The organism is Streptomyces sp. NPDC056224, assembly GCF_042267665.1.
Classification (GTDB): Bacteria; Actinomycetota; Actinomycetes; order Streptomycetales; family Streptomycetaceae; genus Streptomyces.
Genome location: NZ_JBHJTK010000005.1, coordinates 224228 through 241805, shown reverse-complemented (window position 1 = coordinate 241805; position 17578 = coordinate 224228). Strand labels below are relative to the sequence as shown.

At 71.1% G+C, this 17578-nt stretch carries 15 protein-coding genes and 1 tRNA gene; 5 read left to right on the top strand and 11 right to left on the bottom strand.

Annotated elements, in window-relative coordinates; translation table 11 throughout:
* Nucleotides 1-45: 45 nt before the first annotated feature.
* Nucleotides 46-3351 (top strand): PAS domain-containing protein, encoded by a 3306-nt coding sequence (locus ACFCZ1_RS10040; RefSeq protein ID WP_376677905.1) that lies wholly within the window; start codon nucleotides 46-48, stop codon nucleotides 3349-3351.
* Between the two features lie 13 nt (nucleotides 3352-3364).
* Nucleotides 3365-3940: an antibiotic biosynthesis monooxygenase gene (locus ACFCZ1_RS10035; protein ID WP_376677904.1), complete on the top strand. Its 576-nt coding sequence runs from the start codon at nucleotides 3365-3367 to the stop codon at nucleotides 3938-3940.
* Here the strand turns inward: ACFCZ1_RS10035 and ACFCZ1_RS10030 are convergent.
* The 7 genes from ACFCZ1_RS10030 to ACFCZ1_RS10000 all read right to left on the bottom strand — a co-directional run bounded on the left by ACFCZ1_RS10030 (nucleotide 3937) and on the right by ACFCZ1_RS10000 (nucleotide 11128).
* Nucleotides 3937-5586, bottom strand: coding sequence for a long-chain fatty acid--CoA ligase (locus ACFCZ1_RS10030; protein WP_376677903.1), 1650 nt, complete (start codon nucleotides 5584-5586; stop codon nucleotides 3937-3939). The two genes, ACFCZ1_RS10035 and ACFCZ1_RS10030, sit on opposite strands and share 4 nt — an antisense overlap.
* A 153-nt stretch (nucleotides 5587-5739) precedes the next feature.
* Nucleotides 5740-6273 (bottom strand): SigE family RNA polymerase sigma factor, encoded by a 534-nt coding sequence (locus ACFCZ1_RS10025; protein ID WP_376677902.1) that lies wholly within the window; start codon nucleotides 6271-6273, stop codon nucleotides 5740-5742.
* A gap of 136 nt (nucleotides 6274-6409) precedes the next feature.
* Nucleotides 6410-7576, bottom strand: a complete 1167-nt coding sequence (locus ACFCZ1_RS10020; RefSeq protein ID WP_376677901.1) for a lipid-transfer protein — start codon at nucleotides 7574-7576, stop codon at nucleotides 6410-6412.
* The gene (locus ACFCZ1_RS10015; protein WP_376677981.1) at nucleotides 7573-7956 is read right to left on the bottom strand and encodes a MaoC family dehydratase; all 384 of its coding nucleotides are present in this window, start codon (nucleotides 7954-7956) and stop codon (nucleotides 7573-7575) included. The genes ACFCZ1_RS10020 and ACFCZ1_RS10015 overlap by 4 nt, the downstream gene beginning before the upstream one ends.
* Nucleotides 7957-7971: 15 nt before the next feature.
* On the bottom strand, nucleotides 7972-9009 hold the full coding sequence (locus ACFCZ1_RS10010) for an acyl-CoA dehydrogenase family protein (RefSeq protein ID WP_376677900.1): 1038 nt from the start codon (nucleotides 9007-9009) through the stop codon (nucleotides 7972-7974).
* Complete coding sequence (locus ACFCZ1_RS10005) at nucleotides 9009-9935, bottom strand: bifunctional MaoC family dehydratase N-terminal/OB-fold nucleic acid binding domain-containing protein (protein ID WP_376677899.1); 927 nt, start codon at nucleotides 9933-9935, stop codon at nucleotides 9009-9011. The genes ACFCZ1_RS10010 and ACFCZ1_RS10005 overlap by 1 nt, the downstream gene beginning before the upstream one ends.
* Nucleotides 9932-11128: an acyl-CoA dehydrogenase family protein gene (locus ACFCZ1_RS10000; RefSeq protein ID WP_376677898.1), complete on the bottom strand. Its 1197-nt coding sequence runs from the start codon at nucleotides 11126-11128 to the stop codon at nucleotides 9932-9934. Before ACFCZ1_RS10000 ends, ACFCZ1_RS10005 begins: the two co-directional genes overlap by 4 nt.
* A 344-nt stretch (nucleotides 11129-11472) precedes the next feature.
* Here ACFCZ1_RS10000 and ACFCZ1_RS09995 point away from each other — a divergent pair, with 344 nt between their 5' ends.
* Complete coding sequence (locus tag ACFCZ1_RS09995; RefSeq protein WP_376677897.1) at nucleotides 11473-11595, top strand: hypothetical protein; 123 nt, start codon at nucleotides 11473-11475, stop codon at nucleotides 11593-11595.
* On the opposite strand, the gene ACFCZ1_RS09990 is transcribed toward ACFCZ1_RS09995, so the two are convergent.
* Nucleotides 11584-12066, bottom strand: coding sequence for a DUF6344 domain-containing protein (locus tag ACFCZ1_RS09990; protein ID WP_376677896.1), 483 nt, complete (start codon nucleotides 12064-12066; stop codon nucleotides 11584-11586). The two genes, ACFCZ1_RS09995 and ACFCZ1_RS09990, sit on opposite strands and share 12 nt — an antisense overlap.
* A 753-nt stretch (nucleotides 12067-12819) precedes the next feature.
* Complete coding sequence (locus tag ACFCZ1_RS09985) at nucleotides 12820-14301, bottom strand: WD40 repeat domain-containing protein (protein WP_376677980.1); 1482 nt, start codon at nucleotides 14299-14301, stop codon at nucleotides 12820-12822.
* A gap of 7 nt (nucleotides 14302-14308) precedes the next feature.
* Here ACFCZ1_RS09985 and ACFCZ1_RS09980 point away from each other — a divergent pair, with 7 nt between their 5' ends.
* Nucleotides 14309-15184, top strand: a complete 876-nt coding sequence (locus ACFCZ1_RS09980; protein ID WP_376677895.1) for a tyrosine-type recombinase/integrase — start codon at nucleotides 14309-14311, stop codon at nucleotides 15182-15184.
* Nucleotides 15185-15331: 147 nt separating this feature from the next.
* Complete coding sequence (locus ACFCZ1_RS09975; protein WP_376677894.1) at nucleotides 15332-16078, top strand: hypothetical protein; 747 nt, start codon at nucleotides 15332-15334, stop codon at nucleotides 16076-16078.
* Between the two features lie 161 nt (nucleotides 16079-16239).
* On the opposite strand, the gene ACFCZ1_RS09970 is transcribed toward ACFCZ1_RS09975, so the two are convergent.
* Together ACFCZ1_RS09970 and ACFCZ1_RS09965 are read right to left on the bottom strand one after the other, a co-directional pair.
* Nucleotides 16240-16329 (bottom strand) — tRNA-Ser (locus ACFCZ1_RS09970).
* 50 nt (nucleotides 16330-16379) lie between these two features.
* Nucleotides 16380-17342 (bottom strand): trypsin-like serine peptidase, encoded by a 963-nt coding sequence (locus ACFCZ1_RS09965; protein ID WP_376677893.1) that lies wholly within the window; start codon nucleotides 17340-17342, stop codon nucleotides 16380-16382.
* Nucleotides 17343-17578: the final 236 nt, after the last annotated feature.

The window sequence follows — 17578 nt, the reverse complement described above, 5'->3', positions numbered from 1 at the left end:
CCTCCCGTGACATGCCGGTAGTTGTGGTCAGGGAGGAAGCTCGTCGTGAGCAGCAGGCCATCCCGAGGCGCTGCTCGCCTCGCAGCAATACTCGACGCTCTTCCGGACGCGCTGTTGCTCGTCAACGCCAACGGCACTGTCGTCAACGCCAATTCGATCGCTCTCGAGGTCATGGAGAGTCCCGGCACCGGACTCGTCGGCCGCGGCGTGCTTGATCTCCTGCCCGATTTCGACTCCAAGCTGATCCCCGGCTCCATGCGCCGGCCCGGCGAGGACGACGGCGGCCGGGCCAAGCCCAAGCGGATGGTCGCGCGCCGCACCGACGGCAGCGAGTTCCCCGTCGAGGTCACCAGCGCCCATCTCGACGGGCGCGACGCCTACCGCGAGCCTCAGCCCTACACCGGTGACGAGCTGCTGATGCTCGTCGTACGGGACCTTTCGCAGACGGTGGACACCGAGGCCGAGCTGGCCCGCTCGCAGCGGCAGACCGAGATGATCCTTCGGGCCGCCGCCGAGGGCGTCGTCGGCACCGACACCGACGGACGGGTGGTGCTGGTCAACCCGGCCGCGGCCCAGATCCTCGGGTACCGCGCCACCGACCTCGGAAACCGCGAACTGCACGGCCTGGTCCTGCACTCGCGCGCCGACGGCTCGCCGTTCCCGTTCGAGGAGTCCCCGCTCGCCGACACCCTGCGCAGCGGGCGCAAGCACCGCGTCCGCGGGCAGGTGCTCTGGAACAAGGCGGGCCAGCCGGTCGCCGTCGACCTGACCACCTCGCCCGTACGGGACGGGGAGCAGCTCGTCGGCGCCGTCATGACTTTCACCGACCGGCGGCCCTACGACGCCCTCGCCGCGCGCCACGCGCAGTTGCTGGCCGTACTCGGCGACTCGCTGCGCGGCCCGCTGGACGAACTGCGCGGGGAGCTGGCCACGCTGGCCGCCGACGACGCGGGCCAGCTGTGGCCCGAGGCCAACCAGCTGCTGCACCATCTGGCCGCCGGCTACTCCCGGATGACCACGCTCGTGGACAACGTGCTCGGCTTCCAGCGCCTGGACGCCGGCACCGACCGGCTCACGAAGAAGAAGGCCCTGATCAACGGCGTGGTCGCGGCCGGTGTCGACGGCGCGGTCGAGCTGATCGGCCCGGGCCGCGCGCAGTTCGCCGTCCACGCCCCGACGATCGAGGCCGAGGTGGACGCCGGCCGGATCTCGACCGCGCTCGCGCACCTGATCGCGGATGTGGCCGGGGTGGACGCCACCGGCAAGACCCGTCAGGGCAGCGGGTACAGCGACTCGACGATCGTGGTGGCGGCCGCCCAGCGCGGCGATGTCGTGCGGATCGAGGTGCGCGGGCCCTACGAGGGCGGCGACCCGGTCCACGAGCCGATCGTCCGAGGGATCGTGGCCGCACACGGGGGCGTGCTGCAGACGGTGGAGGTCCCGGGCGCGCCCGGCGGCGCTTACGTGCTGGAGCTGCCGCTGGGCTCGGGCGCGGGGACGGTCACCCTGCCCGAGCCGGCGGAGGAGCCACCGGCCGACACGGGCGCCGCAGGCCGGGTATCCGGTGGACGGCGGGCCCGGCGCGGGGTGGACGCCTTCCTCGAGGACGAGGTCGGGTCCGGCGCGGCCGGCGCCGAGGGGGCCGCCGAGGGCGGCGCGCTGGCCCTGCCGTCCGGGCGGCGGCGGGCGGGCGAGGCCGGCGGCGAAGATGTGACGGGGCCGGAACTCGCGCAGTCCCCGGTGAACCCGGCGGGGCTCGGGACCGGGCGACGCCGTGGCCGCGACGGTGACGGCAGCGGCGAAGGCGGGGCGGGCGGCCCCGGGCAGCCGGTGCCCCCGCAGGGCGCCCCCATGCCCGCACTCCCGCCCGTAGCCGCGATGCCCCCTGTTCCGGTGACGGAGCATCCCGCAGGGCGGCGGCGAGCACTGGGTCCGGCCGGTCCCGCGCAGACCGGCGGTCCCGTACCTGCGACCGGGCTCGGGCCGATGCCCGCTCCCGCCCAGGCGCCCGCACGTCCCATCGCTCCCGAAGGCGGCTTCGCGCTGCCCGCCGGCCCGACCCCGGCGCCCCCGGTCCCCTCCGCTCCGCAGGCCCCCGCGATGGCCGGTTCGGCCGCCGCTCCCGCCGAGGCCGAAGCCGACGCCCCTGGCGGACGGCGTGGCCGAAGGGTGCTGAGCGCGCCCGTGGCCGAGGCCGAGGCCCCCGCGGCGCAGCCGGCCGAGGCCGAAGGGGACCCCGTACATCCCACCGGGCGGCGTCGTGCGCTCCCCGCCACCCCGGCATGGCCGGTTCCGGCAGCCCGGACCGCTCCCGAGGCCGACGAGGCCTCCGGCCCGGTCGCGGTGCCCGGGGCGAGGCAGCCGCAGGACAATCCGGCAGAGGGCCAGACCGCGCAGCCGATCAGCGTGCGCGCCCTCGGCACCCTCGGCCAGGGCATCTCCGTGGACCCCACCGGTTCCGGCTCCGGCCGTCGGCGTCGGCTCTCCGAGCCCGCCCCCCAGGGCCGGGCCTTCGCGATAGAGGCCCCTGAGGCGGGCTCCGACGAGGGTCCCGAGCCGCTGGACGGCCCCGGCGGCGCCGTGGAGGTCGTCAACCGTCCCGTGCCTCGGCCGGTCGACGACGAACTCCCCCCGGAGCCGCTGGACAACCCGCGGCGGCTCCTGGTGTGGCCCGCGCCCGACGTACAGACACAGCAGGCCCTGAGCGACCGCGGCTACCGGCCGGTGATCGTGCACTCCCGCGAGGAGGTGGACGCGCAGATCGCCGCGTTCCCCGCCGCGCTGTTCGTGGACCCGCTGACCGGACCGATCACCCGGACCGCCCTGCAGTCCCTGCGCCAGGCCGCGGTGGCCGCCGAGGTGCCCGTACTGGTCACGGCCGGTCTCGGGCACGCCACGCGCGAAGCGGCGTACGGCGCCGATCCGGCCGTCCTGCTGAAGGCTCTCGCTCCGCGCGACAGCGAGCAGCACCCCTCGCGGGTGCTGCTGATCGAGGAGCACGACGAGATCGCGACGGCCCTGACGGCCGCGCTGGAGCGGCGTGGCCTCCAGGTCGCCCGGGCGGGAGCCGACACCGACGCCGTGGAACTCGCGACGCGGATGCGCCCCAACCTGGTCGTCATGGACCTGATGCAGGTGCGACGCCGACGGGCCGGGATCGTGGACTGGCTGCGCGCCAACGGGCAGCTGAACCGCACCCCGCTGGTCGTCTACACGACGGCCGGCATCGACTCGTCCGAACTGCCTCGGCTGGCCTCGGGCGAGAGCGTGCTCTTCCTCGCCGAGCGAGCCACGACGGCGGACGTGCAGGGCCGCATCGTGGACCTGCTGGCCAAGATCGGCACCAACTAGCGATCCTGGCCCGATGGCCACCATCCACACCACCGAGCAGACCGTCCCCGCCGACAACGGGGAGGTGAACCTGCTGATCGCGCGACAGGTGGAGCCGGGGCACGAGGAGACCTTCGAGGCCTGGGCCCACGGGATCCTGGAGACGGCAGCGAGCTTCCCGGACCACCTCGGATACGGGCTCTTCCGCCCGGCGGTCGAGGGCGGGCCGTGGTTCCTGGTCCACCGCTTCCGCAACCAGGCGGCGTTCCGGCGATGGCAGGACTCCGCGGAGCGGGCCCAGTGGTTCTCCAACTGCCTCGGCCACCACCACACGGAGATAGCCCGCCGGGAACTGCACGGCATGGAGACGTGGTTCGCCAAGCCGGGTACGGCCCGGCCCGCGCCGCCGCGGTGGAAGATGGCGATCAGCTCGGGGCTGGCCATCTTCCCGATCTCGCTGATCGGCAACGCGGTGCTCGGGCCGTACCTGGTGGATCTGCACTTCGTGCTGCGGACGGCGGCCTTCGCCGTCGTCTTCAGCACCTTGATGACCTACGTGGCCATGCCCGCCGTCAGCAAGCTGCTGCGGCCATGGCTCACACGCGGCTAATCGAGCTTCGTGACGTCCAGCGTGCCGTCCGCGTACTGCCTGCGGATCACCTTCTTGTCGAACTTTCCGACGCTGGTCTTCGGCACCTCCTGGATGACCGTCCAGCGCTCCGGCAGCTGCCACTTGGCTATCGACTGGCCCAGGAACGCGCGCAGCCCCATGTAGTCCACGGTCGCGCCCTGCTTGAGGACCACGGTGGCCAGCGGGCGCTCACCCCACTTGTCGTCGGGGACGGCGACGACCGCCGCCTCGGCGACTTCGGGGTGCGCCATCAGCGCGTTCTCCAGCTCCACGCTGGAGATCCACTCGCCGCCGGACTTGATGACGTCCTTGGCCCGGTCGGTGAGGGTGAGGTAGCCGTCGGGGCTGATGACGCCGACGTCCCCGGTCTTGAGCCAGCCGTCCGCGCTGAACTTGTCCTCGGGGCGGAAGGGTTCGCCGGACGCGCCGCCGAAGTAGGCGCCCGCGATCCAGGTACCGCGGACCTCCAGCTCGCCCGCAGACTCGCCGTCCCAGGGCAGGTGGTCACCGCCCGGCCCGACCAGGCGGGCCTCGACGCCGGCCGGGAAGCGGCCCTGGGTGAGCCGGTAGGGCCACTCCTCCTCGGCGCTCAGACCGGCCGGCGGGTGCGCCATGGTGCCCAGCGGGGAGGTCTCGGTCATGCCCCAGGCGTGACAGACGCGGACGCCGAGCTTGTCGTAGGCCTCCATCAGGGAGGGCGGACAGGCCGAGCCGCCGATGGTGACGTGCTTCATCGAGCTCAGGTCGCGCGGGTTGGCCGTGACCTCGGCCAGGAGCCCCTGCCAGATGGTGGGAACGGCCGCGGCGTGCGAGGGCTTCTCCCGCTCGATCATCTCGGCGAGCGGGGCGGGCTGCAGGAAGCGGTCCGGCATCAGCATGTTGATGCCGGTCATGAAGGTGGCGTGCGGCAGTCCCCAGGCGTTCACGTGGAACTGCGGGACCACGACGAGGGAGGTGTCCTTGTCGGTCAGTCCCATCGACTCGGCCATGTTGACCTGCATGGAGTGCAGGTAGATCGAGCGGTGGGAGTAGACGACGCCCTTGGGGTCCCCGGTGGTGCCGGAGGTGTAGCACATGGCGGCGGCCTGGCGCTCGTCCAGCTCGGGCCAGTCGTAGCTGTCGGAACGGCCCGCGAGGAGCTCCTCGTACTCGTGCACGCGCACGTCCAGGCCGTCGAGCGCGGAGCGGTCGCCGATGCCCGAGACGACGACGTGCTCGATGGTCGGCAGGTGCGGCAGCAGCGGCGCCAGCAGGGGCAGGAGCGTGCCGTTGACCAGCACGACCCGGTCGGCGGCGTGGTTGACGATGAAGACCAGCTGCTCGGGAGGGAGCCGCAGGTTCAGCGTGTGCAGGACCGCGCCCATGGAGGGGATCGCGAAGTACGCCTCGACGTGCTCGGCGTTGTTCCACATGAGCGTGGCGACCCGGTCGTCCTGTTGCACACCGAGCTCGTCGCGCAAGGCGTTCGCAAGGCGGGTGGCGCGGGTACCGATCTCGGCGAAGCTGCGGCGGTGCGGCTCGGCCTCCCCGGTCCAGGTCGTGACCTGGGACTTCCCGTGGATCGTCATCCCGTGTCGGAGTATGCGGGTGACGAGGAGCGGTACGTCCTGCATGGTGCTCAGCAAAGCGTCCTCCCGGTGAGCGCTGCGGCGCTGCGGCGGCTACGGATGCAGCCGATTCTGCGCACGTACCGGTCGGCATGTCACTACCCAGGGGTAGAAAGCCGTGCTGTGTTTCACGTGAAACATCCCCCGGTTTCACGTGAAACATCTTCCGGCTCACCTGACAGGGGTGAGTTCCGGGTCCTCGCGGAGTTTGACCAACGCGCGGGAGACGGCGCTCTTGACCGTGCCGATCGAGACCCCCAGCAGCTCTGCGGTCTGCGCCTCGCTGAGGTCCTCGTAGTACCGCAGGACGACCATGGCCCGCTGCCGGTCGGGCAACCGCGTCACAGCGCGCCACATCGCGTCCCGCAGGGCCTGCGCCTCGGCCGGGTCGGCGGCGGGGTGCTCCTCGCTCTCCGGGAGCTCGTCGCAGGCGAACTCGTCGACCTTGCGCTTGCGCCACTGGGACGTGCGGGTGTTGACCAGCGCCCGCCGGACATAACCGTCGAGGGCACGGTGGTCCTCGATGCGGTCCCAGGCCACGTACGTCTTCGCGAGGGCCGTCTGAAGGAGGTCCTCGGCGTCGCACGGGTTGGCGGTCAGGGAGCGCGCGGTGCGCATGAGGACCGTGCCGCGGGTCCTGACGTACGCCGAGAACGACGGGTACGGCGTCGGATTCGAGGCGAGCGTGCACACAGGCGTGGTCATGGCTCCACGCTAGGAGCGCACGCTCCTCCTGGGATCGCCCGCAAGTGCCGAAGGGGGATCCACCTCAGGTTGTAGGGCCGGGAGGGGCTCCACCTCCTGAAGGTGGAGGAGGCGGAGCCCCGGCGGCTTCCGGATCTCAGCCGTCGGCGCCGAGGATCAGCCCGGACGTCGGTACCCCGGTGCCCGCGGTGACCAGTACGTGCTCGGCACCTGCGGCCTGGTTGACGGAGGTCCCGCGCAGTTGGCGGACGGCCTCCGCGATGCCGTTCATGCCGTGCAGGTACGCCTCCCCGAGCTGGCCGCCGTGGGTGTTGAGCGGCAGCGCGTCCGCGGCCACGAAATCGGCGGCCTCGCCGGGCCCACAGAAGCCGAACTCCTCCAGCTGCATGAGCACGAAGGGAGTGAAGTGGTCGTAGAGGATGCCGACGTCGATGTCCGAGGGCCGCAGCCCGCTGGTCCGCCACAGCTGGCGCGCGACCACGTCCATCTCCGGGAGCCCGGTGAGGTCGTCCCGGTAGAAGGAGGTCATGCCCTCCTGGCGCCGGCCGGCACCCTGCGCGGCAGCGGTGATCACGGCGGGCGGGTGCCGCAGGTCGCGCGCCCGCTCGGCCGTGGTGACGACGAGGGCCTGGCCGCCGTCGGTCTCCTGGCAGCAGTCCAGCAGCCGCAGCGGTTCCACGATCCAGCGCGAGGCGGCATGGTCGGCGAGGGTGATGGGCTTGCCGTGGAAGTACGCGGCCGGATTGTTCGCGGCGTTCCGGCGGTCGGTGACCGCTACGTGCCCGAAGGCCTCGGGGGTGAGGTCGTACGTGTGCAGGTAGCGCTGCGCTGTCATCGCCACCCACGAGGCGGGTGTCAGCAGCCCCCAGGGCAGCGACCAGCCGAGCGCAGCGCCCTCCGCCGAGGGCTCCCGCTGCTGGACGCCGGAGCCGAAACGGCGCCCGGAGCGCTCGTTGAAGGCGCGGTAGCAGACCACGACCTCCGCGACCCCGGTGGCGACGGCGAGGGCGGCCTGCTGGACGGTGGCGCACGCCGCGCCACCGCCGTAATGGATGCGGGAGAAGAAGGACAGCTCACCGATACCTGCCACCTGGGCGACGGTGATCTCGGGGCTGGTGTCCATCGTGAAGGTGACCATGCCGTCGACGTCGGCGGGGGTGAGCCCGGCGTCGTCGAGAGCGGCGTGCACGGCCTCGACGGCGAGCTTGAGCTCGCTGCGGCCGGAGTCCTTGGAGAACTCGGTCGCGCCGATGCCGACGATGGCGGCCCGGCCGCCGAGCTCGTCTCGGGTGCGGGCGCTCATGCCGGCACCTCCACGGTGACCGTCCCCGTGACGTGGTGGCCGATTCCGTTGGCGCCGACGATCCGGATCTCGACGGTGCTCCCGGCCACCGCGGTGACGGTGCCGGTCAGCGTCATGGTGTCGCCCGGGTAGTTGGGGGCGCCGAGACGGATGGCCACCTTGCGCAGTACGGCCTGTGGCCCGAGGTGGTCCGTGATGTACCGGCCGACCAGGCCGTTCGTGGTGAGGATGTTCATGAAGATGTCCGGGGAGCCCTTCTCCCGTGCGAGCGACGCGTCGTGGTGCACGTCCTGGTAGTCGCGGGAGGCGATCGCGCCGGCGACGATCAGGGTGCGGGTGACCGGTATCTCCAGCGGCGGGAGCACCTCGCCGGCTCTCAGCGCGTCGATCACGATTCAGCCCTCCTGCGCCAGTACGGCGCCCAGTTCGGCCAGCAGCTCGCTGCCACAGCCCAGATAGGCGTCCAGCTGGCGCCCCCACAGGAAGTGCCGGTGCACGGGGTGCTCCAGATCGGCGCCCATGCCGCCGTGCAGGTGCTGGCCCGCGTGCACGACCCGCTTGCCCGCCTCCGAGGCCCACCAGGCCGCCGTGAGCGCGTGTTCGCGCGCCGCGAGACCCTGGTCGATGCGCCAGGCCGCCTCGTACGCGGTCACCCGGATCGCCTCGGTGTCCATGTACGCGTCGGCCGCGCGCAACATGACCCCCTGGTTGGTGGCGAGCGGCCGGCCGAACTGCTCGCGGGTGGACGTGTACTCCACGGCCCGGGCGAGCGAGCCCGCGCAGACGCCCGCCTGGAGCCCGGCGAAGGCGGTGCGCGCGGCGGCGAGCGTGTCCTCGTATGCGTCCTGGTGGGCGCTGCCGGTCCCGACGCGTTCGGCTTCGGCTCCGGTCAGCGTCAGCCGGCCCGCCGACCAGGGGGCGGTGGTCTCCACCGGGGAGGTCCGTACGCCCGGCCCGCCCGTCCGTACGAGCCACAGGGCTCGGTCCGCGTCCGGGACCAGTACGTGCGTGGCCTCGCGCAGCCAGGGCACCACGGGGGCGGTCCCGGTCAGCCGGCCGTCCTCGGCCGTGATCCGGCCGCGGGCCGGGAAGGCCCCGGTGGCCACGGCCTCGCCGGTGCCGAGGGCGGGAAGCAGGCGGGCGCGCTGCTCGTCGCTGCCGTGCGCGGCCAGGGGGAGCATGCCGTACGCGCAGGTGGCGGCGTAGGGGACCTGTGCTGTGGTGCGGCCCTGTTCCTCCAGCAGCAGGACCAGGCCGAGCAGGCCGATGTCCTGGACGGCGGCGATCAGTCCTGAAGCGGCGAGGGCCTTCCACAGCTCGGCGTCGCTGCCGGTGCCCGCGGCGGTCAGGCGTTCGTGGGTGGCGAGGTCGCGGAAGATCCGGGCGGCGAGGCCGGCCGCGGCGGCCTGCTCCTCGGTGGGGTGGAAGTCCATCAGGCCTCGTTCCCGCGGAAGACGGGGAGTTCGAGGTTGTCGTCGACGCGCAGGAACTCCAATTGGACGGGCAGGCCTATGCGCACCTTGTCGCAGGGGACGCCGGTGATGTTGCTGATCATCCGCACGCCTTCGGCGAGCTCGACGAGCGCGACCGCGTACGGGGGGTCGAAGGCCGGGAAGGGCGGGTGGTGCATGACGACGTAGCTGAACACCGTTCCTGCGCCGGACGCCTCGACCGTGTCCCAGTCGGCGCAGGCGCAGGCGTTGCAGCCGGGCAGCCACGGGAAGCGGAGGGTGGAGCAGGAGGCGCAGCGCTGGATCAGCAGTTTGTGGTCCCGGACCCCGTCCCAGAATCCCTGGTTGTCGCGGTTGATCACTGGACGGGGCCGCCGGGCGGTGGGCCCGTCCCGTCGGGTCGCGGGCGCGTACTTGAGGATGCGGAAGCGGTGGGTGCCCGCGAGCTCGCCGTCCACCCGGACGTCGGTGCGGGTGGTGACGAAGTGGCCGGTGCCGAGCTTGGTCGTCTTGCGCGGGGAGACGGACTCGATGACGGCGTCGAAGGTGACGGCGTCGCCGGGCCGCAGCGGGCGCAGGTACTCCTGCTCGCAGTCGGTTGCGACGACGGAGGTACAGCCCGCGGCGTCGAGGAGCGCGAACAGCTCGTCGTAGGCGGACGACCGGTCGGTGTGGCCGGAGAGGCCGCCCATCGTCCAGGCCTGGAGCATGGTGGGCGGGGCGATGGCGTCCGGACCGGTGTAGGCGGGGTTCGCATCGCCCATCGCCTCGCACCAGTGGCGGATCATCGGCTCGTTGACCGCGTCCTTGCCCCGGCCGGCGGTCGCGGCGGGCCGTCCCTCGAAGGCCCTGAGCAGCTCGTGGAAGCGGGCCGCTTCCCCGGCCGTGCCGGTTGCGTGCGCCGTCATCGCTTCCTCCCCTTCATGCCGAGCCGCATCATGGCGACGATCTCCCGCTGGACCTCGCTGACCCCGCCGCCGAAGGTGTTGATCTGCGCGGCCCGGTTCATCCGCTCCAGCTCGCCGCCGGCGAAGGCCGCGGGCCCCCGGATCAGGGCCTCCTCGCCCACCACCTCCTGGCACATCCGGTACACCTCGACGGTGGATTCGGTGCCGAGGAACTTGACGCCGCTGGCGTCTCCCGGGGCCAGGGTGCCGCCGCCCACGTCCTGGACGAGGCGCCAGTTCAGGAGGCGTACGGCGGCCAGCCTGGCGTGGGCCTCCGCGAGCCGGGACCGTACCCAGGGCAGGTCTGCGGGGCGGTCGCCGGTGACGGGGTCGGGGGTGCGGGCGTGCGCGAGCGCGGCTCCGTAGAAGTCCTCGGCCTGCATGCCCAGGGCGGCGAGGGCCACGCGCTCGTGGTTGAGCTGGTTGGTGATCAGGCCCCAGCCGCCGTGCTCGGGGCCGACGAGGTTGCCGGCGGGGACGCGGACGGAGTCGTAGTACGTCGCCGTTGTGGTCAGTCCGCCGACGGTGTCGATCGGGGTCCAGGAGAAGCCGACGGCTTCGGTGGGAACCAGGATGATCGAGATGCCCTTGTGTTTGGGGGCCTGAGGATCGGTGCGGCAGGCGAGCCAGATCCAGTCCGCGTTCTGGGCGTTGGAGGTGAAGATCTTCTGTCCGTCGATCAGCCAGTCGCCGCCGTTTCCCCCCTCACCGCCCGTCCCGCCTGTGTCTCCCCCGGCCGCCTGCCGGAGGGCGCGAGTGCGCAGCGAAGCGAGGTCGGTGCCGGCCTCGGGCTCGGAATAGCCGATGGCGAACACGATGTCGCCCTTGAGGATCCGGGGCAGGAAGTAGTCCTTCTGCTCCTGTGTGCCGTACTTCATCAGGGTCGGACCGACGGTGTTGAGCGTGACCATGGAGACCGGGGCTCCGGCCCGGTACGCCTCGTCGAAGAAGACGAACTGCTCGTCGGGTCCTCGGCCTTGGCCGCCGTACTCCACGGGCCAGCCGATGCCGAGCAGACCGTCCGCACCGATGCGGCGCAGCAGTTCGCGCTGGCGCCCCGGGTCTTCGGGGAGACCGTCCGGCATCAGTTCCCGGAAGTACTTCCGCAGTCGGGCACGCAGCCGCAACTGGCCTTCGGTCGGAGCGAGGTGCACGGCGCTGGCCTCCCGGCATCGCAGCATCGAGTCAAACCTGACTGTCCGTCAGATTTGCCCGTGGTGTCAAGACCCGGGGGCGCAGGGCGACGCGGATCTGACCCGGACGTGCGCGAGGGTGCCTTCGTGTGGTGGCGACGTCGCGAGACCGGAGCAACCTCTTCTTCGGATCGCCGTGTCCCGAACATGCCGAAAGGGGCCGCGCCGTCCGGGAACCCCACCGTCTCCCGGGCCTGCGGCCCTGCAATCTCAAGCTTCGCGTCCCCTTGCGCGCCCCGGCGCCCGCCGGGGCAATCCATGGGTGCCCGCCCTGGGACACCACGCGGCGCGATCCGCGGTCACGCATGACCGGGCTCCAGCGCCTCTTCCCGCTCCTGGCCCTGCTCGTGTACGTGTTCCCGTCCGGTGGCGGCGCGTACGCCGGCGAAACCGGATCCTGCGACTGGGTGCCCGGCCTAGGCGGCTAGCGCGAGCCCGTCCCGGGCAGCTCCGGCGGAGGCTGCGACGGGGGCCGCGGCGGGCGCTGCGGCGGAGGCTGCGAGCGTGGCTCCGTGCGCGGCCGGGACCTGGGACCCGACCACGGACCCGACCGCGGTTCCGAGGAGGGTCGAGGCCCGGTCAGCGGTTCCCGGCCCGGCACCCAGGGCCGCGGCGGTGGTGGAGCGACGGACCGACGGGGTCTTGCCGTGCGCCTCGGCGCGGATCCGCTGCTTGATGGTGGGCGGGAGCGAACCTCCCCGCATCATCGCCCGCCAGGTCCGCCGGGCCGTGAAGGACGGACGCCGCACCGTGGCGGCCGCGCCGGCAGGGGCTGCGGCCGAGGCGGCGGAGGCGGCGGCCGGAACGGCCTTCCCGACGAGGCCGAGGGAGGAGAGGACGGCCACGAGCGCGGCGAGGACGGAGGTCCAGATCGACAGGAGGGTGCTGCGGTGAGCCATGACGGGTGCCTCGTTTCAGGATGTTCTGACGGGCGGATCTGAATACATTCGTCATGATGTGGCCGCAACCGCGCCGCCCCCACGACCCGCGCCGATCTTCCGACAAACACCACCCGGAAGGCCCAAGGGCCGCCAACGGAGAAGGGGCGCCCCGAGATCGGGACACGCCCGGAAGCCTGCGCACACGTCAGCCTGTGAGGCCGTGGTTGCAGCACTCCCACCGCGCTGACCTGCACGGACACCCTCCACCGACGTTTCTCGGCGGGACCCGCGGAACCCCTGGGGGACAGGCACCGGCCTGGGTGCTCCGCCAAGCACGCTCGCAGCAGAGCGGCAAGTCGGAAACTCGTCGCCCGCCTTACCCCCGACGGAGAACACCTCCGGGGCATGGGAGCAGACACCCGGACCCTGCCGGCCGGGCAAGCACGGAGAAAGCAGAAGGGGTGCCACCGGATTGGTGGCACCCCTTCTGAGCAGGGCCTTGGCCCTACCTGGCGGTGGGTGTGGGATTTGAACCCACGGTGACATCGCTGCCACGACGGTTTCCAAGAGGGTTCCGCAGGCGGCGACCATATAGGGTCTGACCTGCCCTGCAGCTCCCAAAGGAGGCTCTTTCGAACGCTCCTGGCCCACACATGGCCCAACGGTGATGCAATTCGCCGAGGCCGTCGGTAGGTCAACCACACTGAAGGGAGCGTCCCGAACCGATGGCAGGATCCGGATGCGCGACCGAAGGTGCGCTGGTGCTGCTTCTCAGATGAGCAGTTTATAGAGGTACAACCCTCGCTCGCCTCCAACTGCAAGTTCGTGAGCGGGGCCCCAAGCACACGAGTAGAGCCCGTCTTCAGCTCGTGCGACGGCTGCAATGCCGCGTAGCTCGATATTCCAAATCCGCACCGTCCCGTCGTTGCTGCCGCTGGCGAGCCACGCTCCATCCGGCGCGACCGCCACCGACTTCACCGGGCCGGTGTGACCGGTGAGGGTGGCGGTGCACGAGCCCGAGGCCCGGTCCCAGATCCGCACCGTCCCGTCCCGGCTGCCGCTGGCGATCCATGCGCCGTCCGGCGCGATCGCCACTGACCACACCGGACCAGTGTGACCGGTGAGGGTAATGGTGCAGGTCCCCGAAGCGCGGTCCCAGATCCTCACAGTCCCGTCGCCGGCACCGCTGGCGATCCATGCGCCGTCCGGTGCGACCACCACCGACTTCACCGGGCCGGTGTGACCGGTCAGAGTTGCGCTGCAGGCGCCCGAGGCCCGGTCCCACAACAACACCCATCCATCGTTGCCGCCGCTGGCGAGCCAGGCGCCGTCCGGCGCGACCGCCACCGACGACACCCGGTCCGTGTGGCCGATCAGGGTTGTCGTGCAGGAGCCCGAGACCCGGTCCCACAACCGCACAATCCCGTCCTCACCGCCGCTGGCAAGCCAGGCGCCATCCGGAGCAACCGCCACCGACTCCACCTGGTCCGTGTGGCCAGAGCTGACGGGAGGTTGAGCATCGGCCAACCGATCCCAGATCCGCACTGTCCCGTCGCGGCTGCCGCTGGCGAGCCAGGCTCCACCCGGCGCGACCACCACCGACTTCACCAAGCCGGTGTGACCGGTCAGAACCGCCGTACAGTCGCCCGAGACCAGGTCCCAAATCCGCACCGTCCCGTCGCCGCCGCCGCTGGCGCTGGCGAGCCAGGCGCCGTCCGGCGCGATCGCCACCGACCACGCAAGACCGGTTTGGTCGATGAGGTTAGTCGTGCCTGTGCCCGAGACCCGGTCCCAGATCCGCACCGTCCCGACGCTGCCGCTGGCAAGCCAGGCGCCATCCGGAGCCGCCACCGACCACACCGGATCGGTGTAACCGGTCAGAACCGCCGTACAGCTGCCCGAGACCGGGTCCCAGATCCGCACCGTCCTGTCGGCGCCGCCGGCGCCACTGGCAAGCCAGGCGCCGTCCGGCGCGATCGCCACCGACCACACTGCGCTGGTGTGGCCGGTCAGGGTGGCTGTGCAGGTGCCTGACGCTCGGTCCCAGATCCGCACTGTCCCGTCGGCGAAGCCACCGCCGCTGGCAAGCCAGGCGCCATCCGGCGCCACCACTACCGACCATACGGGGCTGAGGCCGGGGCCTGGGCCTTCCGCGCCGTCCTTGCTGAGGATGGAACGCTGCGCTCTCGCCATGAGGTCGAGAAGCCGCCGGAGGACATCGCTGTGGCCCTCGCCTGGATCGCTGGCAACCACGATCAAGGTGACCGAGGCCGGTCGGCCTGAGCGGCTGCGTGCGGCCTTGGACGCCCTCTCCAAGAGGCTCGACGGGAAGGCCGCCGCCGACAACACGGTGAGCCGCAAGCGCATGGTCCTCAGCAACGCGTTGCGGTACTCCGTGGAGCGCGGGATTCTGCCTGCCAACCCGCTTGGCCTCGTCGATTGGAGCGCGCCGGCCAAGGACGACGAGGTCGACTTCCGCTACGTCCCGAATCCACAGCAGGCGGCCGAGCTGATCGCGGCGGTACGACAACTCGGCACACGTGGGGAGCAGATGGCCGGGTTCTTCGGCTGCCTGTACTACGCGGCGATGAGGCCTTCCGAGATCGCCGCGCTGCACAAGTCCGACTGCCGGCTGCCGGAGACGGGATGGGGCGAACTCGTTCTCGGCGGTAGCCGCCCCGAGGTCGGCTCCGGGTGGACTGATGACGGGCAGTCCTTCGACCAGCGCGGCCTGAAGCACCGCGCCCGGCGAGCGACGCGATCGGTGCCGATCCCGCCGATCCTCACCGTGATGCTGCGGGAGCACATCGAGCAGTTCGGGGTGGCCGCCGACGGCCGGCTGTTCCGGGCAGCCCGCGGTGGGCGAGTGCGGTCCACGGAGTACTGCGAACTCTGGGATGCCGCCAGAGTCATGGCGCTGTCTCCGGAAGAGGCCGAGTCCCCGCTGGCGGACGTGCCGTACTCGCTCAGGCACGCCGGCGTGTCCCTGTGGATCAACTTGGGCGTCGACCCGGTGGAGGTGGCCCGACGAGCCGGGCACAGCCTGACGGTCCTGTTCCGTTTCTACGCCAAGATCCTCAGGGGCCAGCAGTCGCGTGCGAACGAACTGATCGAGCGCGGCCTCAGCGGCGGGTAGGGCAATGTCCTGCACATCTTGCCGACCCTGGAAGGAAGTCAGGCCTCGGCCGGACCTCGACCTGTCGCTGGGCAGAACAGCTTGCGAGATCCACCCGTATGGGGATCCATGCCTCGGCAAGATGTGCGAATGGACAGAGCATTCGACATGATCAAGAACAACCCCGAGGTGTTCGCTGCGCTGGTAGCTGCGATCGCCATCGTGGGCGGAGTCTTCGGAAACTGGATATCGGCCAAGGTGCAGGCATCAGGCGGGAAGGCTCAGGCCAACGCCGCAGTGGATGCAGCCCGGATCAGCACCGAGGCACAGCGCATGAGTGCTCTGCGTGAGGACCGGCGGGTGCAGATCGCCGCCTTCATCCGGCATGCCCGAGAGATCCTGAAGGAATGCGACTTGATGTTCTTTGAGGAGGGACACGAGCCGTCAGCCAGGTCCGCCTATGAGGAACTGGTCCAGCTGGAAGGACAGCTCGAACTTGTCTCTCCGGAGAGCGTCCTAGCACAAGCTGAACGAGTAATGGATGCTGTCGGGGACAGCCTGCAATTGGGGCTTCTCCGTGGACCGGCGGCTCGTGCACGGCGGACCCTGGCCCGCGTGCGAGCAGGCGACAGTGGCTACGAGGCTGCCCATGAGGCATGGAACCGCCTTGAGGAACTAAAGGCTGCGTACGTTGGCGACGACGATGACGCACAACGGCAGGCCTGCCGCACAGCGGCGAGTTCCGCACTCGACAACGTCCCGGCACTCACAGCTCAGCAGCGGAAGACTCTGGTGTTCGATGCAACGTTGCCGCCGCTCGCTGACGCCCAGCTCGAGATTGGTGCACAGCGAAACTCGGCGGTGAGGGATCTCGTGACCGAGGCTCGGTCGGTCCTGGGGGCAGATGCAGCCTGATCAATACGGAGCACGGCCACACAGCCCTCCTCCTGGCCCACAGATGGCCCATACGTGCTGGTCAACAGCGAGATACGAGTGGTCCAGGGTGAGACAGGCTGAGCAGAGAGGGCGGGCACCCGGTTCGGGTACCCGCCCTCTGACCTGCTACTTCTCTGACCTGGCGGTGGGTGTGGGATTTGAACCCACGGTGACATCGCTGCCACGACGGTTTTCAAGACCGTTCCCTTAGGCCGCTCGGGCAACCCACCTGGCCGGTACAGAGTACCGGCCAGGTGGGGATGGCGGGGGAGGCTACGGGTCAGGCGGTCTGAGCCTTGTCGTAGGCGGCCTTCGCCTCGTTGCCGAAGTACGGGCCGTACATCCGGTTCGGCAGGAAGTTGTAGCCGAAGCTGTTCACCGAGACCTGGGTGCCGAGGCCGGTGGCCTCGTTGAAGTCCTGGAACCAGGGGCCACCGCTGGAGCCGCCGGTCATGTTGCAGGCCAGGCTGTGGTCCTTGGTCAGAAGAAAGTCCTTGCCGCTGTTGCCGCTGCAGTAGACGAGCTTGGTGCCGTCGTACGGGGCCGCCGCGGGGAAGCCGAAGGAGTACATCTTCTTGCTGTATCCACCGTTGAAGAGGATGCCCTGGGCTCCGACGGCCTGACTGAGGGTCTGCCCGTTCAGCGGGGCGACGACGGCGAGGCCGACGTCCATGTTCATGTCTTCGCTGGCCGCCCACTGATCGGTGGCGAACGTCTTGGTGGCCGACCACTGGCCGTAGGGCGCGCTGCCGTTGTTGTAGGCAGGGACGAAGACCCAATTGGTGTGCCAGGCGCCCTGGTACTTCACGCAGTGGCCGGCCGTGATGACCGTGCTGCCGTTGGCGCTGGTGATCGAGTCACCCGAACAGGAGGCGGTCCGGTCCCCCATGGTGAAGAAGACCCGGCCCGAGGTCTTCACGACGGCACCGGAGCCCGTCCAGGCGCCGCCCGCCTGCGGGAACGACGTGGGTGAGGCCGCAAGGGACGACGAGGGCGCCGTGGGGGAAATGCTGGTGGGAGCGGCCGAGGTGGCGACCGGCGTCCGGGCCGCGCCGGGGGCCGCCGTGACGTCGAGCGGGGTGGCGTTCCTCATGCGCTCGGCGGTCCAGAACCCTTCGGTGTGCTGCTGCCGGAAGGACGCGGGGGCGTCCGCCGCGATCGAGGGAGTGGCCGCTGTCAGGACGCCCGCGATCAGGGCGCCTGCCGATAAGAGGACGGATGCGGCGGTGCGATGACGATTCACGCATGACTCCTTCTGCCGTGCCCGGTCCGGTCCTGTAGGTCGGACCAGGGCAGGGGTGGGGGTGAAGAACGGTCGGTGCGGATCGGCTGTGCAGTGTGCGCTGCGCTGTCTGTGCCGTGTGCGGAGTGCTGTGCGGCCGCGCGGCTTGCGGCTTGCGGCTTGCGGCTTGCGGCTTGCGGCTTGCGGCTTGCGGCTTGCGGCTTGCGGCTTGCGGCTTGCGGCTTGCGGCTTGCGGC